Source organism: Geobacter sp. PheSNFMC (genome assembly GCF_059620965.1).
In genome coordinates this window covers 1-24,176 of record NZ_JCAMRN010000039.1, presented here as the reverse complement: position 1 = coordinate 24,176, position 24,176 = coordinate 1, and the positions used below count along the sequence as shown (strand labels likewise).

The 24,176-nt window shown below is 62.0% G+C and carries 29 protein-coding genes; 27 read left to right on the top strand and 2 right to left on the bottom strand.

Features of this window, described 5'->3' with window-relative positions:
• From AC6CDK_RS10255 to AC6CDK_RS10190, 14 genes are read left to right on the top strand one after another with little or no spacing between them, the layout of a single operon-like run.
• Positions 1-951 (top strand): glycosyltransferase family 2 protein, encoded by a 951-nt coding sequence (locus AC6CDK_RS10255; RefSeq protein WP_192905618.1) that lies wholly within the window; start codon positions 1-3, stop codon positions 949-951.
• A gap of 24 nt (positions 952-975) precedes the next feature.
• On the top strand, positions 976-2,127 hold the full coding sequence (locus AC6CDK_RS10250) for a glycosyltransferase (RefSeq protein ID WP_039642920.1): 1,152 nt from the start codon (positions 976-978) through the stop codon (positions 2,125-2,127).
• 40 nt (positions 2,128-2,167) lie between these two features.
• Positions 2,168-2,806, top strand: a complete 639-nt coding sequence (locus AC6CDK_RS10245; protein ID WP_039642921.1) for a winged helix-turn-helix transcriptional regulator — start codon at positions 2,168-2,170, stop codon at positions 2,804-2,806.
• Positions 2,803-3,852 (top strand): GDP-mannose 4,6-dehydratase, encoded by a 1,050-nt coding sequence (gene gmd, locus AC6CDK_RS10240; RefSeq protein WP_039642922.1) that lies wholly within the window; start codon positions 2,803-2,805, stop codon positions 3,850-3,852. Before AC6CDK_RS10245 ends, gmd begins: the two co-directional genes overlap by 4 nt.
• Complete coding sequence (gene fcl, locus AC6CDK_RS10235; protein WP_192905617.1) at positions 3,845-4,789, top strand: GDP-L-fucose synthase; 945 nt, start codon at positions 3,845-3,847, stop codon at positions 4,787-4,789. The genes gmd and fcl overlap by 8 nt, the downstream gene beginning before the upstream one ends.
• Positions 4,786-5,631 (top strand): class I SAM-dependent methyltransferase, encoded by an 846-nt coding sequence (locus AC6CDK_RS10230; protein WP_039642924.1) that lies wholly within the window; start codon positions 4,786-4,788, stop codon positions 5,629-5,631. The genes fcl and AC6CDK_RS10230 overlap by 4 nt, the downstream gene beginning before the upstream one ends.
• The gene (locus AC6CDK_RS10225; protein ID WP_226048413.1) at positions 5,628-7,031 is read left to right on the top strand and encodes an oligosaccharide flippase family protein; all 1,404 of its coding nucleotides are present in this window, start codon (positions 5,628-5,630) and stop codon (positions 7,029-7,031) included. Before AC6CDK_RS10230 ends, AC6CDK_RS10225 begins: the two co-directional genes overlap by 4 nt.
• A complete protein-coding gene (locus tag AC6CDK_RS10220; protein ID WP_039642926.1) occupies positions 7,031-7,753 on the top strand; it encodes a class I SAM-dependent methyltransferase in 723 nt (240 codons plus the stop codon). The genes AC6CDK_RS10225 and AC6CDK_RS10220 overlap by 1 nt, the downstream gene beginning before the upstream one ends.
• A gap of 11 nt (positions 7,754-7,764) precedes the next feature.
• The gene (locus AC6CDK_RS10215; protein WP_192905616.1) at positions 7,765-8,730 is read left to right on the top strand and encodes a glycosyltransferase family 2 protein; all 966 of its coding nucleotides are present in this window, start codon (positions 7,765-7,767) and stop codon (positions 8,728-8,730) included.
• Between the two features lie 25 nt (positions 8,731-8,755).
• A complete protein-coding gene (locus AC6CDK_RS10210; protein WP_192905615.1) occupies positions 8,756-9,559 on the top strand; it encodes a class I SAM-dependent methyltransferase in 804 nt (267 codons plus the stop codon).
• Entirely contained in the window at positions 9,556-10,419 is an 864-nt protein-coding gene (locus AC6CDK_RS10205) for a glycosyltransferase family 2 protein (protein WP_192905614.1), read from the top strand. The genes AC6CDK_RS10210 and AC6CDK_RS10205 overlap by 4 nt, the downstream gene beginning before the upstream one ends.
• Positions 10,420-10,423: 4 nt before the next feature.
• Positions 10,424-11,620, top strand: a complete 1,197-nt coding sequence (locus AC6CDK_RS10200) for a glycosyltransferase family 4 protein (protein WP_496639821.1) — start codon at positions 10,424-10,426, stop codon at positions 11,618-11,620.
• Positions 11,617-14,052, top strand: coding sequence for a YfhO family protein (locus tag AC6CDK_RS10195; RefSeq protein ID WP_192905612.1), 2,436 nt, complete (start codon positions 11,617-11,619; stop codon positions 14,050-14,052). Before AC6CDK_RS10200 ends, AC6CDK_RS10195 begins: the two co-directional genes overlap by 4 nt.
• 2 nt (positions 14,053-14,054) lie before the next feature.
• Entirely contained in the window at positions 14,055-14,831 is a 777-nt protein-coding gene (locus AC6CDK_RS10190; protein WP_066357030.1) for a tRNA1(Val) (adenine(37)-N6)-methyltransferase, read from the top strand.
• Here the strand turns inward: AC6CDK_RS10190 and AC6CDK_RS10185 are convergent.
• Both AC6CDK_RS10185 and AC6CDK_RS10180 read right to left on the bottom strand, forming a co-directional pair.
• Positions 14,810-15,268 (bottom strand): DciA family protein, encoded by a 459-nt coding sequence (locus AC6CDK_RS10185; protein WP_226048412.1) that lies wholly within the window; start codon positions 15,266-15,268, stop codon positions 14,810-14,812. The two genes, AC6CDK_RS10190 and AC6CDK_RS10185, sit on opposite strands and share 22 nt — an antisense overlap.
• A gap of 13 nt (positions 15,269-15,281) precedes the next feature.
• The gene (locus AC6CDK_RS10180) at positions 15,282-15,539 is read right to left on the bottom strand and encodes a hypothetical protein (RefSeq protein ID WP_039642946.1); all 258 of its coding nucleotides are present in this window, start codon (positions 15,537-15,539) and stop codon (positions 15,282-15,284) included.
• A gap of 80 nt (positions 15,540-15,619) precedes the next feature.
• Between AC6CDK_RS10180 and AC6CDK_RS10175 the strand changes: the two genes are divergently transcribed.
• The 13 genes from AC6CDK_RS10175 to rsmI all read left to right on the top strand — a co-directional run bounded on the left by AC6CDK_RS10175 (position 15,620) and on the right by rsmI (position 24,054).
• The gene (locus tag AC6CDK_RS10175) at positions 15,620-15,874 is read left to right on the top strand and encodes a putative Se/S carrier protein (protein ID WP_039642948.1); all 255 of its coding nucleotides are present in this window, start codon (positions 15,620-15,622) and stop codon (positions 15,872-15,874) included.
• Between the two features lie 201 nt (positions 15,875-16,075).
• Positions 16,076-17,434, top strand: a complete 1,359-nt coding sequence (gene ffh, locus AC6CDK_RS10170; RefSeq protein WP_039642950.1) for a signal recognition particle protein — start codon at positions 16,076-16,078, stop codon at positions 17,432-17,434.
• A gap of 83 nt (positions 17,435-17,517) precedes the next feature.
• Positions 17,518-17,784: a 30S ribosomal protein S16 gene (gene rpsP, locus AC6CDK_RS10165; RefSeq protein WP_039642952.1), complete on the top strand. Its 267-nt coding sequence runs from the start codon at positions 17,518-17,520 to the stop codon at positions 17,782-17,784.
• 52 nt (positions 17,785-17,836) lie between these two features.
• Complete coding sequence (locus AC6CDK_RS10160; protein ID WP_010941305.1) at positions 17,837-18,067, top strand: KH domain-containing protein; 231 nt, start codon at positions 17,837-17,839, stop codon at positions 18,065-18,067.
• Positions 18,067-18,606, top strand: a complete 540-nt coding sequence (gene rimM, locus AC6CDK_RS10155; protein WP_052269365.1) for a ribosome maturation factor RimM — start codon at positions 18,067-18,069, stop codon at positions 18,604-18,606. Before AC6CDK_RS10160 ends, rimM begins: the two co-directional genes overlap by 1 nt.
• Positions 18,603-19,340, top strand: coding sequence for a tRNA (guanosine(37)-N1)-methyltransferase TrmD (gene trmD / locus AC6CDK_RS10150; RefSeq protein ID WP_039642956.1), 738 nt, complete (start codon positions 18,603-18,605; stop codon positions 19,338-19,340). The genes rimM and trmD overlap by 4 nt, the downstream gene beginning before the upstream one ends.
• Positions 19,337-19,921, top strand: coding sequence for an RNA methyltransferase (locus AC6CDK_RS10145; protein ID WP_039642958.1), 585 nt, complete (start codon positions 19,337-19,339; stop codon positions 19,919-19,921). Before trmD ends, AC6CDK_RS10145 begins: the two co-directional genes overlap by 4 nt.
• Positions 19,922-19,994: 73 nt before the next feature.
• Complete coding sequence (gene rplS / locus AC6CDK_RS10140) at positions 19,995-20,351, top strand: 50S ribosomal protein L19 (RefSeq protein ID WP_010941309.1); 357 nt, start codon at positions 19,995-19,997, stop codon at positions 20,349-20,351.
• Between the two features lie 51 nt (positions 20,352-20,402).
• Entirely contained in the window at positions 20,403-21,056 is a 654-nt protein-coding gene (gene rnhB, locus AC6CDK_RS10135; protein ID WP_066357034.1) for a ribonuclease HII, read from the top strand.
• The gene (locus AC6CDK_RS10130) at positions 21,047-21,433 is read left to right on the top strand and encodes a YraN family protein (protein ID WP_039642962.1); all 387 of its coding nucleotides are present in this window, start codon (positions 21,047-21,049) and stop codon (positions 21,431-21,433) included. Before rnhB ends, AC6CDK_RS10130 begins: the two co-directional genes overlap by 10 nt.
• A 69-nt stretch (positions 21,434-21,502) precedes the next feature.
• Positions 21,503-22,354 carry a nitrilase-related carbon-nitrogen hydrolase gene (locus AC6CDK_RS10125; RefSeq protein ID WP_066357036.1) on the top strand — a complete coding sequence of 284 codons (852 nt, stop codon included), beginning with the start codon at positions 21,503-21,505 and terminating at the stop codon, positions 22,352-22,354.
• Entirely contained in the window at positions 22,354-23,175 is an 822-nt protein-coding gene (locus AC6CDK_RS10120; RefSeq protein ID WP_039642966.1) for an NAD+ synthase, read from the top strand. Before AC6CDK_RS10125 ends, AC6CDK_RS10120 begins: the two co-directional genes overlap by 1 nt.
• Before the next feature lie 30 nt (positions 23,176-23,205).
• Positions 23,206-24,054 carry a 16S rRNA (cytidine(1402)-2'-O)-methyltransferase gene (rsmI, locus tag AC6CDK_RS10115; RefSeq protein WP_066357037.1) on the top strand — a complete coding sequence of 283 codons (849 nt, stop codon included), beginning with the start codon at positions 23,206-23,208 and terminating at the stop codon, positions 24,052-24,054.
• The last annotated feature ends 122 nt before the right edge of the window (positions 24,055-24,176 follow it).

Here is a 24,176-nt window from a genome sequence, read left to right as displayed (position 1 = left end):
GTGGAACTGAGTATCGTTGTTCCGATCTACAATGAGGAAGAGACTATTCCGCATCTTCATGCGCGGGTGAGCGACGCCCTGACCGGGTCAGGCATCGACTACGAGCTGATTCTCGTGGATGACGGCTCCTCTGACGGCTCGTTCGCCCTGCTGCGGGAGATTGCCCAGCAGGACCGGCGGGTGAAGGTGATCCGCTTCCGCCGCAACTTCGGCCAGACCGCCGCCATGGCGGCCGGCTTCGATGCGGCCCGGGGCAGGGTCATCGTGCCCATGGACGGCGACCTCCAGAACGATCCGGCTGATATCCCGATGCTCCTGGCCACGATCGACGAGGGATACGACGTGGTCTCGGGCTGGCGCAAGGACCGGCAGGACACCTTCGTCAACCGGCGCCTTCCCTCCATTATCGCCAATGCCCTCATCTCCCGGATGACAGGGGTCCACCTCCACGATTACGGCTGCACCCTGAAGGCCTACCGGCGCGAGGTGCTGGACGGGGTGAACCTGTACGGAGAGATGCACCGGTTCGTCCCCGCCCTGGCCTCCCAGGTGGGGGCGCGGGTGGCGGAGATCCCGGTCCGTCACCATGCCCGCCTCTACGGCACGAGCAAGTACGGCATCTCCCGCACCATGCGCGTCGTTCTGGACCTGATGACGGTGAAGTTCCTGCTCACCTACTCCACCAAGCCGATCCAGCTCTTCGGCAAGTGGGGGATCTATACCATCCTGGCCGGATTCCTGACCGGCGGGCTCACCCTCTCTATGAAGCTCTTCGAGGGGATGAGCATGAACCGCAATCCCCTCCTGATCCTGACCGCCTTTCTCCTCTTCGGCGGAGTACAGTTCATCGCCCTCGGCCTGCTGGGCGAGGTGAACGCCCGCACCTATCACGAGTCCCAGGGGAAACCGATCTACGTCGTCCGGGAGAAGATCAATCTGGATGAAGGGTAGGGGGGCGGCGCCGTGAGGATTCTCATGCTGGCCCCCACGCCGTTTTTCGCCGACCGCGGATGCCACGTCAGGATTTACGAAGAGGCCCGGACGCTCATGGCCCGCGGGCACCAGGTGCGGATCGTCACCTACCACCTGGGGCGGGACATGGCGGGCATCCCCACGGACCGCACCCTGCGCGTCCCCTGGTACACGAAGCTCTCCGCCGGGCCCTCCTGGCACAAGCCCTACCTGGACATCCTCCTCTGCGGCACCGCCCTGCGCGCGGCCCGGCGCCTGCGGCCCGACCTGATCCATGCCCACCTGCATGAAGGGGCGTTCTTCGGCGTGTTCCTGAAAAAACTGCTGGGCGTCCCCCTCCTGTTCGACTGTCAGGGGAGCCTCACCATGGAATTGGCCGACCACGGGTTTGTCCGCGAAGGGTCGCTGCTCTACCGGTTTTTCGCTCTGCTGGAGGGGTGGATCAACCGCAGCGCCGATGCCATCGTGACCAGTTCGGGGCCGGGCCGGACCGATCTCGTCACGAAGTGGGGGGTGCCGCCGGCAAAGGTGACGGCCCTCATGGACGGGGTCGATACCGCGGTGTTCCGCCCCCATGACCGCACGGAGGTGCGCCGCCGGCTCGGCATCGCGCCGGACGTGCCGCTGGCGGTCTATCTGGGGGTGCTGAACCGCTACCAGGGGATCGACCTTCTCCTCTCGGCCATGGTGATCCTCAAATCCCAGGGCAGCCCGCTTCGGCTTCTGGCCATGGGATTTCCGGAGAAGGGGTATCGGCAGAAGGCGCGCGACCTGGGCATCGCCGACATGGTGACCTTTACGGGGCGGATCGACTACGGCAAGGCGCCCCTCTACCTCTCGGCGGGTGACATGGCCGTGTCGCCCAAGGTGTCCCTGACCGAGGCCAACGGCAAGCTCTTCAACTACATGGCGTGCGGGCTCCCCACCATTGCCTTCGATACGCCGGTGAACCGGGAAATCCTGGGCGAGGCGGGCATTTATGCCCGTTATGGCGACGCGGCGGATCTGGCCGCGCACCTGGCCGGCCTGGCAGGCGATGCGGCCGCTCGGGCCGAGCGTGCCCGCCTGGCGCGGGAACGGGCCGAGCGTGAACATTCCTGGCAGGCTCGGGCCGGCATCCTCGAAGCGGTCTACCGCCGGATGAAGCGCGCATAACCGATTGCATTCCCGTGGAAAGTAGAGTATCGTTCATTTCATGAACGACCTTCGCGAAAAGGATGAATCCTATCGCTCCTTTCTGCTCCTGTCGGCCATCTCGTCGGAGGAGCCCCTGTCCCAGCGCGAAATCGCCCGCCAGGTCGGCATCGCCCTCGGGCTCGTCAACTCCTACCTGAAACACCTCGTGGACAAGGGGTTTGTGCGGATCAAGTCCTTTCCCCGGAACCGCTACGCCTATCTCCTCACCCCGCGGGGGCTTGCCGAAAAAAGCCGCCTTGCCTATGAACACCTGAGCTCGTTCACGACCCTCTTCCGCGTTGCCCGCCAGGATTATCTCGCCCTGTTCCGGGCGCTCAGGGCTCAGGGAATCGGGCGGGTGGCCTTCTGCGGCGTGGACGAGGTGGCGGAGATCGCCTACCTGTCGCTGCGGGAGGTGGGACTGGAGCTGGCCCTGGTCATGGACCAGGCGGCCGACGGCCGCGAGTTTTTCGGCAAGCCCGTGGTGTCCATTCCCCATGGGCTCCTGGCGGGCAACCACCATATCGTCATCACCACGTTCAAGCGCCGGGAGGCCCTGCGGGAAGAGCTCCTGCAGCGGGGCGCGGCCCCGGAGCTTCTGCACCAGGCCGGCGAACCGGCCGGCGAAATTCAGTCAATTAGGGAGGAACATCCGTGAAGCGCGCACTCATAACCGGCATTTCAGGCCAGGACGGCTCGTACCTGGCGGAACTGCTCCTTGGCAAGGGATACGAGGTCCACGGCGTCATCCGGCGTTCGTCATCGTTCAATACCGGGCGGATCGACCACCTCTACCGGGACCCCCACGAGCCCGACGTGCGGCTTTTTCTCCACTACGGCGACCTGAACGACGCCAGTTCCATCAACCGGGTCCTGCGCGAGGTGCGACCCGACGAGATTTACAACCTGGGCGCCCAGAGCCATGTCCGGGTTTCCTTCGATGTCCCCGAGTACACGGGGGAGATCGATGCCCTCGGCACTGTGCGGTTGCTGGAAGGCATTCGCGAGACCGGGCTGAACACGAGATTCTATCAGGCATCGTCCTCAGAGCTGTACGGCAAGGTTGTGGAGACGCCCCAGAAGGAAACCACCCCCTTCTATCCCCGCTCACCCTATGCCTGCGCCAAGGCCTACGCCTACTATATCACCCTCAACTATCGCGAGAGTTACGGCATGTACGCCTGTAACGGCATCCTGTTCAACCACGAGTCGCCGCGCCGCGGCGAGACGTTCGTCACCCGGAAGATCACCCGGGCTGCCGGCCGGATCAAGACGGGTCTTCAGGATCGGCTCTATCTCGGGAATCTGGATGCCAAGCGCGACTGGGGCTTTGCCGGGGACTACGTGGAAGCCATGTGGCTCATGCTCCAGCAGCAGGAAGCCGACGACTTCGTGGTGGCCACGGGCGAGACCTGGTCGGTGCGGGAGTTCGCCGAGCGGGTCTTCGCACGGCTCGGCATGCCCCTGGAGTGGCAGGGGAAAGGGGTGCACGAGAAGGGAATCGACGCGAACAGCGGGAAGATCGTGATCGAGATCGACCCCCGCTATTTCCGGCCAGCGGAGGTGGACCTGCTGCTGGGCGATTCTGCCAAGGCCCGGCGCCAGCTCGGCTGGCAGCCCCGGGTGGACTTCCAGGGTCTCGTGGACATGATGACCGATGCGGACCTGGCATTGGCCGAGCGGGAGAAGCGGGCCGATGGATAGGAGCGCCAGGATCTACGTTGCCGGCCACCGGGGATTGGTGGGGTCGGCCATTGTACGGAAACTGACCGCAGAGGGATACGGGAACCTGCTCCTGCGCACGAGCGGTGAGCTGGACCTGCGGGACCAGGCCGCGGTGGCGGCGTTCTTCGCTGCGGAGCGGCCCGACTACGTCTTTCTCGCCGCGGCCAAGGTGGGGGGCATCGTCGCCAACAACACCTATCCGGCCGAGTTCATCTACGACAACCTGATGATCGAGGCCAACGTCATCCACAGCGCCTATCGCACCGGCGTGTCGAAGCTCCTCTTCCTGGGGAGCACCTGCATCTACCCCAAGATGGCGTCCCAGCCGATCCGCGAGGAGTATCTCCTGACCGGCCCACTGGAGCCCACCAACGAAGCCTACGCCATCGCCAAGATCGCCGGCATATCCCTGTGCCGCTCCTACAACCGGCAGTACGGCACCCGCTTCATTGCGGCCATGCCGACCAACCTTTACGGTCCCAACGATAACTTCGATCTTGAGAAGTCCCATGTCCTCCCCGCCCTGATCCGCAAGTTCCACGAGGCAAAGGTCGCCGGCGCCCCTTCGGTCACGATCTGGGGCACGGGTACGCCGCTGCGGGAGTTCATCCACGTGAATGACGTGGCCGACGCCGCGCTCTATCTCATGCGCCACCACGAAGGCAATGACATCGTCAACATCGGCAGCGGCGAAGAGATCTCCATCCGGGACCTGGCGCTGTTGGTTAAAAAAATCGTGGGCTTCGAAGGTGAACTCGTCTTTGACGCGTCAAAGCCCGACGGCACCCCCCGCAAGCTCTCGGACGTGTCCCGGCTGCATTCGCTGGGCTGGCGGCACCGGATCGGGCTGGAGGAGGGAGTGGGGGGGACGTACGAGTGGTTTGTCGGCCAGGGGTTCCCCGCGGAGACGACGTGATCCCCGTTCCGGTGAAAAACATCGCCCGGTTCCTGATGCACCGGAGAGCGTGGCGGTTCGTTTCGTTCGACTACTGCCCCGTCTGCGACACCCGGAGCATGATCGTCTATTCGCGCGAACTCGAACGGTGGCTGGCCGACCTTACCGCGTCGTGGGAGGCCGGGGAAGACTTCAAGCACATGCTCGCCATGAGGGAGAATTTCCTCTGCGTCACCTGCATGGCCAATTCCAGGATGAGGATGCTGGCCCGGACCGTGCTCGATCTGTGCGGCCACGCCACGAGCGGCGACCTGGCGCGCAGGCTCCGCTCCGACCCACAGTTTTCGGTCTACGAAACAGCGGCATACAACATCTTTCGCATCGACGCCCTGAAGGCATGCCCGCGCTACGTGGTTTCGGAGTATCTCGCGCCCGACCGGTTCGGCGAAACCATCGGCGGCGTGCGGAACGAATCCCTCGAGTGCCTGACCTTTCCCGACAACAGTTTCGATGTGGTTATCAACAGTGACGTGCTTGAGCATGTGGCGGATCTCCATAAGTCGCTCGAAGAAGTCCGCAGGGTGCTGAAACCCGGTGGTTATCACGTCCTGACGGTACCGGTCGACTATTCCCTGGAGCACACTGTCGAGAGAGCCCGCATGGGGCAGGGAGGCATCGAGTATCTCAGGTCGCCGGTCATGCACGGCGATACGGTGCGGAACACCGGCGTGCTCGTATTCAGGGATTTCGGCAGGGATGCCGCCTCCTGTCTGAGCCGCGAAGGGTTCCCGTGCCTGGAAATGCAGCTCCCCGGCCGGCACGGAGAGATCGCCTCCGTGTTTATCGGTAAAAAGGCAGCATGATGGACGGCAAGCTTACGTTTCGGGCGGTTGCCGAAGCAGTCGCCCTTCTGCTGGGCGCGGCGAGCATGATCTATATGAGCCGGGTCGTGGGTCCGGAGTACGTCGGTTTCAGCGCTGCGACGAGTGCGGTACTGCTCCTTCTGGCCCGGTTCGCCGACGGCGGCCTGACAGCGCTTTCTTCGCAGCGGCTTGCCCGCGACGACGATACCCTGGGCTCCCTCCTCGCGTTGACTGTTCCGCCGAAGATCGCTCTCTCGTGCGCGGTGATCGCCGCAACGCTGCTGGTGGCCAGGCTCGCCGGGATCGATCCGCGTCTGGCGTACTTCCTGTCAACGGCCGTCTTTCTCATCTTCTTCGAAGTGTTCTCTCCGGCCTGGGTCTTCGTGGCACTGGGAGAGATCAACACGGCGTCTTTTATCCGGGTCGCCCAAAGCTCCATCTATGCCCTGGTCGTGTTTGCGTTCATACGGTCGCCCCTCGACTGGCAGAAGCTGCCGTACATCATGGTGCTGAACTCGGCATTGGGCTGCGTGCTCGCACTGCTGTTCCTCGGCCGGCGCAGGGTGCTTTCGCTGGACCGGCGACAGTTCGGCCCAGCTTACGGCCGGAAAATCCGCCAGGCGTTCGCGGAGAGCCGCCACTTTCTCAAAGCGGATCTCTCCCTGTACGTGTTCACCACGTCAGACCGGCTGATCCTGTATTACTTCGCCACTCCCCATGCGGTCGGCATCTATGAGGCGGCGTACAAGATCATCAATCCGTTCTATGCCATCAGCTCCATCGTTACGCCGACGATGTTCCGGCCGCTTGCCCAATCGTTCAAACAGGGGACACCGGCCGCGGTACTTTCGCGCTTCACCTTTTTGATGCTTGTTGGTACGGTCCCCCTGGGATTTTTCCTGCTCCTGTTTTCGGATAGCATCATCATGACCCTGTACGGCCCTTCGTTCAGCGAAAGCATCGCCTGTTTGCAGGTGCTCGGCTTCGCCATTTCGCTCGGCTATGCGGCAGGGGCGATCGTGCTGCCGTTTTCGGCCTGGAATATGGCTCGGGAGTACGGGGCAACCATGACATACGGCAACATTTTCAATGTGCTGCTCAATGTCGCGCTCATCCCTTCCCTGGGGGGCGTGGGGGCGGCACTGTCGACCGTGGCGGCCAAGCTGGCGGTTGCCCTGGCCGCGTACCGTCATTTCAGGAACGTGACCGATTATCCGATACTCTCCGACCTGCTGCTGTTTGCGGTCATGGCGTGCGCCCCTCTGCTTCTCGTGCTGGCACTCGGTCTGGCCGTTGAAAGCGCCGTGATCCTGATGGCGGTCTATGCCGCTTCATATGCGGCTCTCGTTCTGGTGCTGGTACGAACCCGTTACTCTCGTCTCTGGAAGGATGCAGTTTGATGACTATTACCGATGACTTCATCGCCAAATCAAAGTACTCCGATCTGGGCCGCTACTGCGTTACGGCATTCGTCAAATCGGTCGCTGACGGGCTTGCGCCGGGAAGCAGTCTGCTGGATGCCGGCGCGGGGGAATGCGCCTACAAGGGGCTCTTCCGCCACTGCGACTACAAGGCGGCTGATATGGCAATAGGCGACAGCACGTGGAATTACGACCATCTGGACTATAAGGCCCCCCTCGACAATCTGCCGATTCCGGACGCCAGCTTCGACGCCGTGCTGTGCACCCAGGTTCTTGAGCACCTGCAGAAGCCCCTTGAATGCGTCAAGGAGATGCACCGCGTCCTGAAGCCGGGCGGTCGCCTTTTCCTGACGGTGCCCATGGCGCAGGACGAACATCAGACCCCGCACGATTACTTCAGGTATACCTCGTACGGGCTCAAGTACCTCTGCACGGCGGCGGGATTCAGCGAGGTGAGCGTTGTCCCCATGGGCGGGATGTTCCTGCGGTGGGCCTACGAACTGCCCAGGGCGCTGCGCATGTTCCCCAAGGCACGGAACAGCGGGGCATCCGGAATCCGTCTCGCCGGCGTGCTTCTCTATCCTCTCCGCGTCGCGCTGGGCCTGGTGATTCCCGTCTGCCAGGCCATGCTTCTTTTTCTCGACCGTTTCGACACCGTCCGGAACGACCCGTGGGGCTGGGAGCTGACGGCTCGCAAATGAGAGGGGCGTGCATGCGCGAGATTCCGCTTGTGTCCGTCGCCCTGGCGACCTATAACGGCGAACGCTATCTCAGGCGCCAGCTTGACTCGGTTCTGGCGCAGACCTATCGCAACATCGAGATCGTCGTCTCCGACGACTGTTCGCGCGATGGAACGGTTGCCATTCTGGAGGAGTACCGCCGGGCGCACGGCATAACCTTCCGGGTGAATGAACGCAATCTCGGCTTTGTGAGGAATTTCGAGCGGGCCCTTGCCGGTTGCAGCGGGGAGTTCATAGCGCTTTCCGACCAGGACGACATCTGGCTCCCCGAAAAGATCGAGACCCTGGTGCGGGAGATCGGCCCGCACTCTCTGATATATACCGACGCGCTCCTGATCGACGGGGACGACCAGCCGTTGCCCGGCTCACTGGTGGAGGTTTCCGGGGTAAGGCCGGTCAGCGGCACCTGCTTCGAATACTTTGTCTGCAACAATTGCGTCACCGGGTGCACGGCCATGCTCAGGCGTGATCTCCTGGCAACCGCGCTGCCGATCCCCGAAGAGGAAACCTACCACGACTGGTGGCTCGCGGTCGCGGCCTCGCGCCGCAACGGGGTCGTTTATCATGCCGCGAAGCTGACGAAGTATCGGCAGCACGCACACAATTATACCGGCGCAAACGTGAGGGCGGGGCTGCCGACGCGGATCGCCGCCCACCTCATGGGCAAAACCGCGGCGGAAAAACGCGGATACTATGAGCTGCTTGCCGGCAGGGCGCGTCGCTATCGTGAAATGGCCGACAGGTTGAACCTGACCCCGGCGGAATGGTCGTTTCTGGAAGAGGTCGGCGAATATGCGGAATCTCTTCTTTCCGGCGGCAACAGGATGAAAGCATTCGCTCTGGCACTGAAGCACAGGGATACGCTTTTCCCCGCCGCCGGGAGGGTGGAGAAACTCTTGTTCGTCTTCAGCAAGCTCATTGCCGCCCGGGCAATCTGATTCGTTACGGAGAGAGGGGAGCAGAGTGGCTACACGGTTTTTGTCATCCTTGAAGGCAGCGGTCAAGGAATCGGGAATATTCCCGTCGTATCTGGCCAGAAAAAGGGCGGCCGCGCGATTCCTGAGGGGGAGCGGGCTCGAAATAGGAGCGCTTCACTTTCCGCAGCAGGTCCCGTCCGGCGTAACCGTCAAGTATGTGGATTACGTGTCGCAGGAAGAAAACATCCGCAAGTTCCCCGAGCTCGATGCGGCCAGCATCGTGCCGACCGACTACGTGGAAGATGGATTTACCCTTGCCAGTATTCCGGACTGCTCCCAGGATTTCGTGATCGCCAACCACGTGCTCGAGCACGCATCGAATCCGCTCCAGGTCCTGTCCAACTGGGCAAGGGGCCTTCGGCCGGGGGGAACGCTGTTCATTACCGTGCCGATCGGCAGCAGGTGTTTCGACAAGGGGCGTCCGCTGACGCCTCTGCAGCACTTCATCGATGACTATGAACTGGTGCGGGACGGCAATCCCCAGTCGCTGGACGAAAAAAACCGGTTGCATTACCGGGAGTGGCTGACCATCTCCACGCCCAATTCCGATGCACGAAACCGGCACTACCGGAACCTGTCCGGCGAAGAGCTCGAGTCCCTGGTGGAAACCATGTCGGCCGGCAAGGCGGAAATCCATTTTCATGTCTTTTCGAGGGAATCGTTCGTGACCCTGCTCGACTACTTCACCACCTGCATCAGGAGCGATTTCAGCGTCAAGGCAGTGATCAGATCCCGGGGCGGGGCCGAATCCCTGGCAATTCTGGAACGATCGCCCCAGGCCGGCAGATGAAAGGTGATCGGCTGGCTGACATCAGAACGGCCGGGGTGGTCGTTCTCTACCGGCCCGACAGCTCTGTCCTGGATGCTGTCGCGAGTTACCAGCATCAGGTGCATGAACTGATCGTGGTCGACAACTCCGAAGAGCAGGACCATGAACTCCATTCCCGACTGCGGGACAGGTTCGGCGCGACCATTGTCGGCGAAGGCCGGAACCTCGGCATTGCCGCCGCGCTGAACCGGGCGGCCAGGGAGGCTCTGGTTGAAGGCTTCGACCTCCTCCTGACCATGGATCAGGACAGCCGCGCCGAACCCGGAATGGTCGAGCAGATGCTGGCGTGCCTCGGCAGCGACTGGCGCGACCGGGTGGGGATCGTGGCCCCCTTCCACCTGACCGGCGCCCGGCCGGCGCCCGGCGGAACAACCCCGTGCAGCGACGTCATGACTCCCATGACATCGGGCTGCCTGGTGAATCTCGCCGCATTCCGGGAGGCCGGACCGTTCCGCGACGACTTTTTCATCGATTTTGTGGACAACGAATACTGCCTCCGCCTGCGGAAAAAGGGCTTTCAGGTCATTCGCGCCAACCGGGCGCTGCTCCATCACCGGGTCGGCGACCTGCGGCGCTACGGGCCGTTCGTGGCCACGCACCACTCGCCACTGCGCCGCTACTACAAGACCCGCAACCGCTGCGCGGTCTTTGCCGAATACCTGCGGGATTTCCCGGCCCATTGCCTTTTCGACCTGGTGCGGCTTGGCAAGGAGGTGGCGAGTATCCTCATCTTCGAGCGGGAAAAGACGGCCAAGCTGCGCATGATGTGGCGGGGATTCCTTGATTTCCGACGCGGCAGGTTCGGGCCCTATGGGGGATAGCGGCATGAAGATCGTCTTCCTGGCACCCTTCGGCATCCGTCCCAAGGGAACGGTTGTGGCCCGCATGGTCCCCCTGGCGGCGGAACTCCAGGCGCTCGGTCACCGGGTCACGATTGTCGCCCCGCCGTACACCAATCCCGAAGACTCGGGGCGCACGGAGGAGGTCCGGGGGGTGCGGCTGCGAAATATCCGTCTGGCTCCCGGCGGGGCTGCCCTGTCGGCGCCGGTCCTTGCCTGGCGCATGTACCGGGCCGCCCGGGAGGAAGAGCCGGATCTGATCCATCTGTTCAAGCCCAAGGGGTATGGCGGGCTTGCCGCCATGCTCCACCTGCTGACTGCGTCCCGGCGTGCGCCGCTGTTCCTCGATACGGACGATTGGGAAGGCCGGGGGGGCATGAACGCCCTCCATGACTACTCCCGGGCCCAGCGTCTCCTGTTTGCGTTCCAGGAAGAGTGGCTGCCGCCCCGCGCCAGGGGGGTGACTGTGGCGAGCCGCGAGCTGGAGGCGCGCATGGCAGCCATGGGGGTAGCGCCGGAACGGCTGCTCTACCTGCCCAACTGCGTCGATGACCAGCCGCCGGGCAACGGCGCGCAGGTGAGGGCACGCCTCGGCATCGCCGGCAACGCACCGGTGGTCCTGCTCTATACCCGTTTTTTCGAGTTCAGCCAGGACGATCTGCACCGGATCTTTGCCGGGCTTTTCCGCAAGGTACCCGGCATCCGGTTCCTGGTGGTGGGAAAGGGGCGGAACCGGGAGGAGGAACTGCTGGCTGCCGCTGCGCGGGCGCAGGGTTTTGCCGATTCCCTCCATATCGCCGGCTGGGTGGAGCCCGATGAGCTGCCCCACTGGTTCGCCGCCGGCGACGTGGCTCTCTATCCCTTCGCGGATACCCTGGTGAATCGCGCCAAATGCCCCGCCAAGCTGACGGAGTTGATGCGCGCCGGCGTGCCGGTGGTGGCCGACCGGGTGGGACAGATCGCCGAATACGCGGAGGATGGCATCTCCGGCATCCTCTGCCGCCCCGGTGCCCCCGACGAGATGATCGCGCGGACCGCCGGGCTCCTGGCCGACCCGGTCCGGCGCCGGGCCGTGGGCGCTGCCGGACGCGAGAGAATCCTGTCCCGCTTTAACTGGCGCGACGCCGCAGCGCGGCTCGACGCTTTCTACGACACCCTGACGAGGAGACGGAACCTGACGTGACTACCGAACGAAAAAAAGACCTCCTGCTGATGGGGGCGCTCCTGGCGATCCTCGTGCTCTTTTTCGCCAAGATCCTCTTTACCGGCAAGATCATCAGGGCTCCGGACATTACCAACGAGTTCTACTGGACCATCAAGCACTACAAGGAAATGGGCTTCCCGGACCTGTTCCGGGTGCATCTCCGGGCCGGCTGGGACTGGCTCGCCAACGGCGGGACGACCGAGGGGGGCGGGACCCTGTCGCTCCAGTTCCTCTTCTACCGCAGCCTCATGTTCTGGCTCTTCCCGGCGCCGGCCAACGTGGCCTGGTTCATCGTGTTCCACCTCTTCGTGGGTGGGGCTGGCACCTATTTCCTCTGCCGCGCCATTGGCACGGGGCGCGCCGCGGCGCTTCTGGGCGGGCTGATTTTCGCCATCGCGCCGGAAAACGCCTCGCTCATCAATGCGGGACACGCCCAGAAGATCGCCACCATCAGTTTTGCCCCCTGGGCATTCTATTTCATTGAGCGGGGATACCAGTCCCGGCGGACGATATTCTTTCTCGCCAGTGCCGTGGTGCTGGCCATCCAGTTCTTCAACATGCACTGGCAGATCGCCTTCTATACCTGCCTTGCCATCGGGGCGTACGGTCTGTGCCGGACCGCCGGCATCATCGCGAGTGATCCCGGCAGCCGGACGGGCAAGGGGATTGCCCGGCTCGCCGGCCTCAATGCAGTCATTCTCTGCTTTTTCCTCTCCACGGTCGCCATCTCCCTCATCCCCCTGGCCGATTGGTCCAGGGAGACCACCCGCGGCCTCCAGAGCGGGTCGAACCAGGGGCAGGGGGGGCTCCAGGTGGAAGAGGCCATGTCCTGGTCCATGCCGCCGGAAGAGACCATCACCTTCGTGCTCCCCGGATTTTTCGGTCTGTCCCGCCAGGAGGGGGGCTACGACGACCCCTCCCACGGCACCTACTACTGGGGGCGGATGGTCTTCACCCAGACCACGGACTACATGGGGCTGCTCCCCTGGCTCCTAGCCCCGCTGCCGTTCATCTTCCGCCGCGACCGGTATGCCTGGCTCGCCTTCGGCGCCGTTGTCGGGGGGCTCTTCTTCTCCTTCGGCAAGTACACCCCTTTTTACTGGCTGCTCTACGAGCACTTCCCCGGTATCGACCATTTCCGGGTCCCCAAAATGATGCTGTTCGTCACGACCCTGGGGCTCGCGATCCTCGCGGCCCGGGGAGCCGACCTCCTGCTGGATGACGAGGTCCGTGCCACATCGGCTTTCCGTCGCTATCTGGCAGGAGCCATCGCCCTTGTTCCGGTGCTCCTGGCCTTGCTCGGCATCACCATGGCCGCGCGTCCCTATGTTATGGATCTCCTGTCACCCATGATCACCCAGCCGACCCGCTTCGAGCAGGGACCGGCCCTGGTGGCCCAGCGGTGGCAGACCATCCAGCGGGAAATCGCCATTGCCGCCGCATTTGCCGCGGTCTACGGAGCCGTGCTGTGGAGCTGGGCACGGGGGTGGTTATCGCGCCGTGCCCTGCCCTACCTGCTCGTGGGGGTATTCCTGGTCGACGTGGGGCGGGTGAATGCCAAGTTCATGCTGCTGCAGGATGTGCCGCAGAAGGTCAAGGGCGAGAAATCGCCGGTGGTGGAGTTCCTTGCCCCCATGCCGAAGACCGGCCGGGTGCTCCCCATCGACGGCAGCGACCCCATGGAATACGTGAGCCACGGCATTCCGGTCATGTTTACCTCGAATCCCGTGCAGATTGCCCGCTGGCAGGATTTCCTGGAATCCTTCAACTTTGATTCGGCCATGCCGGATATGATGAATGTCCGCTATCTGGTGCACGATGCCCGGCAGTACGAGGAAGATCGGCAAGCGCTCGGTCCGCGCTATGTGCCGGTCTTTGCCTCGCCGGACGGCAGCCGGCTGGTGCTGGAAAACCGGGGAGTCCTGCCCAAGGCGTGGCTCGCCCCCAGCGCCTTGCTTCTCAGCGATCCGCGCCAGATCCTCGGCATCATGCAGCAGCCTTCGTACAATCCCCGTTCCTTTGCCGTCGTTGAGGTGCCGCCTCCCATCCCCATGCCTCCGCCGATGGCTCAGCCCGCGGGCGATGCGGGCGAGGTGACGGTAACCCGCTACGAGGCCAACGATATCGCCTGTGACGTCAGGGCGGGACGCAACGCCCTGCTGGTGTTGGGTGAGAAGTTCCACGCCGGATGGCGGGCCCGGGTTGATGGAACGCCCACGGAGATTCACCGCGTCAACTACATCCTGCGAGGCGTCTACCTCCCCCCCGGCCGGCACCGGGTCGAGTTCACCTTCGACCCGCTTCCCTTCAAGGTCGGCAAGTACCTGACGCTCACTTCGTTTGCTATTTTCCTCCTGATGGTCGGACGGGAGTGGCTGTTGAGCCGCAGGCGGAGAGGGGGCGGGGAGTGACGATGAGTGGCGCTCCGGAGGAAGGGACGGAAACCCTGGATGAGCTCCGGGCTTACGATCTCAAGATTCTCCAGCAACGGGACGGTTACCGCTTTTCCCTCGATCCCCTGCTCCTGTGCGCGTTTTCCTGTCTGACAGAGGGGGGACGGGGAATCGACCTGGGGACTGGCAGCGGCATAATCCCCCTTGTGCTTGCCCGCCGCTGTCCGGGGAGCACCTTTGTTGGGGTCGAGTTCCAGGAAAGAATGGCGCAGCTCGCCGAGCATAACGTTCATCTCAACGGCCTTGCCGAAAGGATCGCCATCCTGCGGGAAGACGTGCTCGGTCTCCGTCGGCGCTTTCCCGTGTCATCCTTTGATCTGGTACTGTCCAACCCTCCCTACCGCAGGAGGGGGACCGGAAAGATAAGCCCACGGGCCGGTCGGGACGATGCCCGCCACGAATCGACCGCAACCCTGGCCGATTTTCTCGAAAGCGCCAAATATCTCGTAAAAACCACGGGCCGGATCTGCTTCATCTATCACCCGGCCCGCCTCCCCGAGCTCATGGCCCACGCCGCACGCCTCAAGCTCGCCTGTCTGCGCCTTCGGCTCGTACACGGCACCCGCACCGCGCCGGCGCGCATGGCCATGGTGGAGTTCGCCAAGGGGCGCCGGGGCGACCTCGAGGTCCTGCCGCCCCTTGTTGTGCGAAACGATGACTATACCTACTCGGCAGAAGTTGCGGAACTGCTGGGGGAATACGGTCCGGAAGGGGGTTACTCCACGTCGGAGCAATAGTGGCGCTGCATCAGCGAGGCAAGGGCTTCACGGAGCTCCTGGTCGTCCACCTGCTCCGTGGTGTCCTCGATAAACCGCTCTTCGGCAGAGCTCAGCTCTCTTGAGGGCCTGAACGGGGTGTCCCCGTCTTGCGCCGGTGGTTCGATGCGTCCGGCCTTGAGGTAGATGTCGCGCACGACAGGCTCGCCCAGCAGGCTATTCAATCTGGCGGTAATCTCACCCTTCAGGAAACTCAACTGCTGCATCCAGGGCGCGCTCGCCACGGCCAGGGTGAGGGTGCCGTCGCGAAAGGCCACCGGCCGGGCGCGGGACGCAATGCGCTCTCCCACGGCCTCGTCCCAGAGCAGCCAGATGCGTCCCTCCTTCAGGCGACGTTCCGCGGGCTTGCCCCGCAGGACATCGGCCAGGAGGTCGCCCACTGCCCGGGGTCTGCCCATCCGTCCGCGAGAGTCACCCATTGTTTTGACGGCGGCGATGGATGAATCCGCCGATAAGCTGTCCCGCGACGGCGCCGCCAAGGGTGAGTGGGATGAATTTCCAACTGAAGCCGGCCTTTACACGCAGGTAGATGATGAGGGGAATGGAGATGTGGATGTAGAAATACCAGCCGAACGTGAACTTTTCGCACCCCTGACGAAGATAGCCGAGGGGAATATTGATGAGGAGAGCCGTCAGCGTCAGGCCCGAAATCATAAAAAATACGTGCATTGTTCACCTCTTTCGGCATAGTATGGAAGTCTCTGGCGTTTGTCAATCAGCCAGCGAACTCTCGATTTGAAAGGAGCGCCATGGTTCGCGAGGGAGAGCGCGTTGCGATTTTCAACTCGATCCACCGCGTCATGAAAGCCGAAAAGCTCCTCAAGAGCCAGGGGGTGGCAATGCTTCTCATCCCTGCGCCCCGCGACCTCCACGCTGATTGCGGTCTTGCCATCCGCTATGCATCGACCGATGCCGTAGCGGTTGAGGCGAGCCTGCGGGAGGCCGGTCTCGAACCCGAGGAGATCCACGAAATGACCGCTGCCGGCTACAGCCGGCTGCCGTAACCCCGGGCACGCGGCGTCCGTTGCCGCGTATTGCCACGTTCGGTTCCTTCCGGGGCGTTATCTTCGCCTGAGGCAAAGTCTTTTTTGTCTTGACAGGCCGAAGACAGGGGGACTATAGTTAACCTCTTTCTCCATGGTAACGTGCGCGCCGTAGCCGAAGTGTTTGGCGGGGTCGCATAATCTATTGAATTAATTAAGGTAATGCTCGAAAATCTTTCCGACAAACTTGACGTCCTCTTTAAAAAACTCCGCGGTCAGGGGGTGATGAGCGAGGAGAATATCAAGGAGGCGCTGCGCGAGGTGCGGCTCGTCCTTCTTGAGGCCGACGTCAACTTCAAGGTCGTCAAGGACTTTGTCGAAAAGGTTCGTGGCCGTGCCGTCGGCACCCAGGTGCTTCAGAGCCTTACGCCGGGGCAGCAGGTCATCAAGATTGTTCAGGAAGAACTTGTGGCCCTCATGGGCGGGGGCGAGGACAACAGCCTCGATCTGGCGGCAAAGCCGCCGGTCCCCATCATGATGGTGGGCCTCCAGGGAGCCGGCAAGACCACCTCCTGCGGCAAGCTGGCCAGGCTGCTCAAGGGGCAGCGGCGCCGGCCGCTTCTGGTGCCTGCCGACGTCTACCGGCCTGCGGCGATTGAGCAGTTGAAAACTCTCGGGCGGCAACTGTCCGTGGAGGTGTTCGATTCCCGGGCAGACCAGGACCCGGTCGACATCTGCCGCGAAGCGCTCCGTTACGCAACGCTCAACGGCTTCGACGTGGTCATTCTTGACACCGCCGGCCGCCACCAGGTCGACGAGTATCTCATGAATGAGCTCGTCAGGATCAAGGAGGCGGCGGAACCGCGTGAAATCCTCTTTGTCGCCGACGCCATGACCGGCCAGGAAGCGGTCAATGTGGCCAGCGGCTTCAATGACCGGCTCGATATTACCGGCGTGGTCCTCACCAAGCTCGACGGTGATGCGAAGGGTGGGGCGGCGCTTTCAATCCGGGCGGTGACCGGCAAGCCGGTGAAGTTGGTGGGGGTCGGCGAAAAGCTCGACGCCCTGGAAGTTTTTCATGCGGATCGTCTGGTGTCGCGCGTCCTCGGAATGGGCGATATTCTTACCCTTGTGGAGAAGGCACAGGCGACCTTTGATTCCACGGAGGCCGAACGGCTCCAGCAGAAGCTCAAGAAAAGCCAGTTCGACCTGGAAGATTTCCGCAACCAGTTGCAACAGATCAAGAAAATGGGCTCCATCGAGTCGATTCTCGGCATGATTCCGGGGGTTGGCAAGGCCATGAAGCAGTTGCAGGGCGCCCAGCCTTCCGAGCGAGAGCTCAAGAGGATCGAGGCGATCATCGGCTCCATGACCCCTGCCGAGCGTGCGAACCACGCGATCATCAACGGCAGCAGGCGGCTGCGCATCGCCAAGGGGAGCGGCACCACCGTTCAGGAGGTGAACCAGCTCCTCAAGCGTTTCACCGAGGCGCAGAAAATGATGAAGCAGCTCCAGAAACTCGGACCAAAGGGGCTGATGCGCGGCATGAAAGGGATGGGCAAGGGGATGTTCCCCTTTTAGATGAACTAATACGCAGTCCGAAGCAGGATATAACGACATTCACCTATGCGGCCTCCGGGCCGTGACACCACCAGGAGGAAGAGATGGCCATCAAGATTCGTCTGGCTCGTGCCGGGGCCAAGAAGAAGCCCTTTTACCAGATTGTCGTCGCCGACGTGCGTAGTCGGAGAGACGGTCGATTCATCGAGAACGTGGGGACCTACGACCCCAACCAGAACCCCGCCGCCGTCAAGTTCGAGGAAACCAAGACCCTCGAGTGGCTCGGCAAGGGAGCCCAACCGACCGATACGGTCAAGCAGATTCTCAAAAAAGCGGGTATCTGGGAGAAATTCGTCGCAAAGTCTGTGTAATTGAAAACTGATTCCCGGTCCGCCGGTCATTTCCATCACAGAGGTTACCGACATGAGAGAACTCGTAGAGACCATTGCCAGGGCGCTTGTGGACGATCCCACCCAGGTACGGACCACCGAGGAGATGGAGGACGATGCGACGGTGATTAAGTTGACCGTTGCCAAGGAGGACATGGGAAGAATCATCGGTAAGGAGGGTCGTACGGCCAAGGCCATCAGGACCCTGCTGAATGCGGTTTCGACCAAGGATAACAAGAAAGCTGTGCTGAAGATTGTGGAATAATGACGCGAAGCAGTGAGCCGGTGCGGCAGAATGATCTCGAGCTGCTCGGCAAGATAGTGACAACTCACGGGATTCGGGGGCAACTCAAGGTGGCTTCCTTTTCCGGTGAATTTGATACGCTCCTTTCCCTTGAGACGGTCGTGCTCAAGGGAAAGGACGGCAGAATGGAGACATTCCCCGTGGCGCGGGCGACCGTGCATCATAACAGGGTGCTCCTTTCGCTCACGCAGTTTACGAATATAAACGAGGTGCTTCATCTGGTCGGCTGTGAGCTTTACGCCCATCGCGACCAGTTCCCCTCCCTGGAAGATGGGGAGTATTACTGGTGCGACCTCATCGGCCTCCAGGTCGTGACGGAGGCTGGAGTCGCCATCGGCCGGCTCGACTCGATACTTCCCACGGGAAGCCACGACGTCTACGTTGTCCGCGGCGCTGACCGGGAATATCTCATTCCGGCCGTAGAGGACGTGGTGGTGCAGGTCGATCTTGAGGCCGGCACCATGACAGTCAGCCCTCCCGAGGGGCTGCTCGATCTATGAAATTCGATATAGTGACGCTGTTCCCACCCATGTTCGACGGGCCCCTCACCGAAAGCATCATCCGGCGGGCCGTGGAACGCGGGCTTGTGGACGTTCGTCTGCACAATATCCGCGACTATGCCACCGATCGGCACCGGGTCGTCGATGATGCCCCGTACGGCGGCGGCGACGGCATGGTCATGAAAGTCGAGCCTCTTGCAGCCTGCATTGAGGCGGTGAAGACAGAGCGGCCGGCAGCACGGGTCATCCTGACCACCCCCCGGGGGCGGCGGTTCGACCATGACGCTGCCCGCGAGCTGGCCGGCCGTGAAGAGCTCATCATTGTCTGCGGCCGCTATGAGGGAATAGACGAGCGGGTGCGCGATCTCTTTGTGGATGAGGAATTTTCCATCGGCGATTTCGTTCTCACGGGAGGCGAACTTGCCGCAATGGTCATGGTCGACGCGGTGATCCGCTTTATCCCCGGCGTCCTCGGTTCACCCGGCTCGGCCGAATGCGACTCTTTCGCGGATGGCCTGCTCGAATACCCCCAGTACACCCGTCCGGTGGAATTCAGGGGGGCGCGAGTGCCGGATGTCCTCCTGTCGGGGAACCACGCCGAGATCGGCCGCTGGCGGCGGCAGAAGGCCCTTGAACTGACGAGGCGGGTGCGTCCCGATCTGCTCCACGGGGCAGAACTGAACGGCAGTGACCGGGACTATCTGGCGATGCTCGGAAGGAAAGACGGGCCATGACCCGCGGCGAGTGCATCAGGTCTGCGGTGAGCGTTGCCCTGGTCCATTATCCGGTGTATGACAAGAATCGGCAAGTGGTCGCAACGGCCGTCACCAATCTTGACATTCACGATATTTCCCGGTCAGCCCGGACCTTTGGCCTCAATCGTTACTACTTGGTGACCCCCGTTGAGGGGCAGCAGGAACTGGCCGGTCGGATCGTCAGGCATTGGCGGGAAGGGTGGGGGGCATCCTATAACCCCAAACGCAAGGCTGCCCTGGACCTCGTGCGGATTTCGAACTCCATCGAAGAGGTCCTGGAAGAGCTCGGCAACGAATACGGTGCACCCGCCCGGCTCGTTACCACCGGCGCCCGCCAGCACCCGCGCAGCATCGGGTATGAGCAGATGGCGTCGATCATGGCGCATGACCGCGAGAATCCCTATCTCATCGTATTCGGGACGGGGTGGGGACTTACGGAGGATTTTTTCGACCGGGCGGACTTTGTGCTCGAGCCGATTCGGGGGCCGGGCGAGTATAACCACCTGTCGGTCCGGTCGGCAGCGGCAATCATCATGGACAGGCTGTTCGGGGTGCGATGAAACGGTGCCCCGCGCCAGATAGACCTGACAACAAACAGATGTTTTCTGTCAGATAAACGGGAGGAAGAGAAGCATGAACAAGATCGATGCAATTGAACTGGAGCAAATGAAAAAGAACATCCCCCCCTTCAAGCCGGGCGATACTCTCAAGGTTCACGTGAAAATCGTGGAAGGCGACAAGAGCCGCATCCAGGCGTTCCAGGGGGTATGCATCAGCCGTCAGAACGGCGGCATCCGCGAGTCGTTCACCGTTCGCAAGATTTCCAACAACATCGGGGTCGAGCGTGTGTTCCCCCTCCACTCGCCCACCGTTGACGCCATTGAAGTGATTACCCGCGGCCATGTCCGCCGGGCCAAGCTCTACTATCTCCGCAAGCTGCGCGGCAAGGCCGCCCGCATCCGTGAAAAGAAGTACGTGGCGGCTCAGTAACCACGAAGCCCCGCCCAGTGCGGGGCTTTCGCTTTTCCGGCAGGAGGGGCCGTGCCGTTAACCCTGTTCGACCACGAGCCGCAGCCCACAGTGTGGGATTTCGAGAACCGGGCTGCCCGCCGCGGCTACCGCGCCATTGCCGGCGTTGATGAGGCGGGTCGCGGCCCCCTGGCCGGGCCCGTCGTGGCGGCGGCCGTCATCCTCCCCCGCGGCGCCCACCTGCCAGGCGTCGACGATTCCAAAAAGCTCACCCCAGCGCGTCGCGATGACCTGTTTGCCCTCATCCAAAGCACTGCCCTTGCCATAGGCGTCGGTGCGGCGGACCATCAGGTCATCGACCGGATCAACATCCTCCAGGCTACCCTTGCCGCCATGCGCGAAGCCGTGGAACGCCTGGCCGAGCCGCCCGACTATCTCCTGGTGGACGGCATTTCTCCCATCCCTTTTCCCGTGGCCCAGCAAACCATCAAAAAGGGCGACAGCGCAAGCATCTCCATTGCCGCAGCATCCATTATCGCCAAGGTCACCCGCGACCGGCTCATGGGGGAGTATGATCAGGTCTACCCCGGCTACGGTTTCGCCGAGCACAAAGGGTACGGTTGCGCCTCCCACATGGCAGCCATTGCCGCCCTGGGCCCATCGCCCATTCACCGCACAACCTTCCGGGGGGTCAGGGAGCACCTGGGAGACAGCCGGTGCCCGTAGGGGAAGGCAGTCATCATAACAGGCTGCTCGGTGTCCGCGGAGAGGACCTGGCCGCAGCCCACCTTGAACGGCTCAATTACCGGATCATCGACCGGAACTTCCGCTGCAGGGGAGGGGAGGTTGACATCATAGCCCGTGACGGCACGACTCTCGTGTTCGTCGAGGTCAAAACCAGGAGAACGGCCGGCTACGGCGTCCCCCAACTGGCAGTTACTCCCTTCAAGCAGCGGCAGATATCCAAAGCGGCCCTTACGTGGCTCGCCCGCAATGGCAGATTTGGCGAAAGCGCCCGGTTCGATGTCATCGCAATTACCCTCCTTCCCTCCGATGCTCCCCGTATAGAGCATATCACCAACGCCTTTGAGCTTGCCTACTGACCCGGAATTGCCGTTGAAACCTTCCCCGTCCCTGTGATACCGTAGGCCGAAACGTACGGGGGAGATGTCGTGGATTTCACTGTTGCTCTGGCACAGATCAAACCGAAACTCGGCTGTGTCGCCGATAACTGCCTCATGGTCCGTCAGGCCGTGGAACGGGGCATCGACGGGAAGGCTGATCTTGTCGTCTTTCCGGAGTTGGCGCTGACGGGATACTTCCTCAAGGACCTGGTCCCGGATGTGGCGCTGCGGCATGATGCGCCTGAAATCGATATCCTCCGGGAACTTTCCCGTCACATTTCCATTGTGGTGGGCCTTGTGGAAGCATCGGCCGATTATCGCTTTTTCAATACCGCCCTTTACCTTGAGGGCGGGGAACTGCGCCACACCCACCGAAAAGTGTATCTGCCCACCTACGGCCTCTTTGATGAGCAGCGCTATTTCGCGCGAGGAGAGCACTTCCGGGCCTTTGACACCCGTCTCGGCCGGATGGGGCTCCTTATATGCGAGGATATGTGGCATCTTTCCGCTCCCTACATCCTTGCCATGGATGGCGCAACCACGTTAATCTGCCTTTCGAGCAGCCCTGGGCGAGGGGTGACGGAGGATGACAGGCTCGGCTCGACCATTGCCTGGCAGAAGCTGACATCAACCACGGCCATGTTTCTCAATTGCCGCGTTCTCTTCTGCAACCGCGTAGGCTATGAGGACGGCGTCAGTTTTTGGGGCGGCTCAGAGATCGTGGCGCCATCGGGCTCCGTTACCAGTCGTGCGCGAATTCTGGAGGCGGATTTTCTGGTCGCCGGCGTCGACGAAGGCTCTTTGCGCCGTGAGCGGATTTTTTCGCCCATGATGCGGGACGAAAGCCTCTCGATCACCATGAATGAGTTGCGCCGAATCGAGCGGGAGAGGGGGCGCTGATGGGCGGGCTCATGATCAATGCAGCGCTGTTGCGCCAGGTGCTGGTGGGGTTTCTGCGGGAAGAAGTCCACAAGGTGGGCGTGCGCAAGGTGATACTGGGACTGTCGGGTGGCATCGACTCCGCTCTGGTTGCGTTTCTTGCCGCCGAGGCACTCGGCCCCGACAATGTGCACGCCATTATCATGCCCTACCGGACGAGCAATCCCGAAAGCGAAACCCATGCCCGCCTTGTCGCCGATCACCTGGGAATCACCCATGAGGTTATAGAAATAACGCCCATGGTTGACGCCTACTTTGCCCGCTTTCCCGATGCGAACACCATGCGCCGCGGCAACAAAATGGCCCGTGAGCGGATGACAATTCTCTACGATCACTCCGCCGCCCTTGGGGCACTTGTCCTCGGCACCAGCAACAAGACCGAACTTCTGCTCGGGTACGGAACGCTCTACGGCGACATGGCGAGCGCCCTCAACCCGATCGGCGACATTTACAAAACCCACGTCTGGCAGCTTTCCGAGGCCATGGGAGTTCCACGGCAGGTCATTGAAAAGCAACCATCCGCGGATCTCTGGGCCGGCCAGACCGACGAGCAGGAGCTTGGCTTCACCTATCGCGAGGTGGATGAACTCCTCTACCACATGATTGATCTCCGCATGAATCGCCCTGAGCTGCTTGCGCGCGGCTTTGCGGCAGATTTTATCGACACGGTGAGCAGCAAGGTGCAGAACTCCCATTTCAAGCGCCGGTTGCCCGTCATCGCCAAGGTTTCCAACCGCACCATCGATCGCGATTTCCGCTACTCCCGCGATTGGGGCAAGTGACGCGCATCCCGCGTCCGCAGCAGCGTTCCCGTGCCAGGCATCCTGTACATTATCGCGACACCCATCGGCAACCTTGAGGACATTACCTACCGGGCAGTCCGCATTCTTGGCGAGGTCGACCTTATTGCCGCCGAAGATACGCGGCATACTCGAAAGCTTCTTACCAGATACGGAATTACCAAGCCACTCACCTCCTATTTTGATCACAATAAATCGCTGAAAGGCGAATATCTCCTGGGACGGCTTCGTGACGGTCAATCCGTTGCCCTGGTGACCGATGCGGGGACCCCGTGCATTTCTGACCCCGGATACCAACTGGTTCGTGATGCCGCCGGCGAGGGCATCCCCGTCGTTCCCGTGCCGGGACCGTCGGCTTTTGTGGCGGCGCTTTCGACAGCCGGCCTCCCCACCGACTCTTTCATCTTTGAAGGGTTTCTTCCAAGCCGAGAAAAGAAGCGCCTCGAAAAGCTTGCCCATCTCAAGGGAGAGCAGCGGGTCGTCATATTTTATGAGGCGCCAGGGCGTCTTCTGGCGACGCTGACCGATATGCTGGCGATTCTCGGTGATCGCCACATTGTCGTTGCGCGCGAGTTGACCAAGATCCATGAAGAATTCGCGCGCGGACCGATCTCGTCTGTGAGGAGCCATTTTACTGGTGCCGAAGTCAAAGGGGAGGTCGTGATCCTTGTGGCGCCTGCTCCTGCGCCTGCGACTCCCGGTGAAGACGACATGAAAAACCTTCTTAGGCACTATCTGCAACGGGGTGATATTTCGTTCAAGGACGCTGTGAAGCGAGTAAGCATAGAGCTGGATATCCCGCGCGCACAGGTTTATGAAATGGCTCTTCGTATAAAAAGTTGTGGTGAATCAGTGTGTTAAGTTATTGCTGGGCGGCCGTCGAAATTTTTTAAAAAAACATCTTGACCGATGCGGAATGATTTGTTAGTTTCGGTGTTCCTTTCGGGGGGGCAGGACGAAGCGGCGCGGGAAAAAGCGTTGGC